Consider the following 233-nt stretch of genomic DNA (forward strand, 5'->3'; position numbering starts at 1 on the left):
ATGTCCGGTCCCGAGTGGCTGGCCCGGGAGGTGCTCCGCAAGCGCTGGGTGCTCGCGGTGGCCGGCACCCACGGCAAGACCACGACCACCTCCATGCTGTTGTGGATCCTCGAGCAGGCCGGTTTTGATCCCGGATACCTGGTAGGTGGTGTCCCCCAGGACTTCCCGGTATCGGCGCGGCTTGGCAGCAGCGATTTCTTCGTGATTGAGGCGGATGAGTATGACAGCGCCTT

General features: G+C 64.4%; 1 pseudogene. It reads left to right on the forward strand.

The features are described 5' to 3' along the window. A pseudogene (locus ABFY71_RS19155) lies at positions 1-233 on the forward strand (UDP-N-acetylmuramate:L-alanyl-gamma-D-glutamyl-meso-diaminopimelate ligase); the annotation flags it as partial.

Origin of the sequence: Devosia alba (genome assembly GCF_039938915.1) — a bacterium.
Taxonomy (GTDB): domain Bacteria; phylum Pseudomonadota; class Alphaproteobacteria; order Rhizobiales; family Devosiaceae; genus Devosia; species Devosia alba.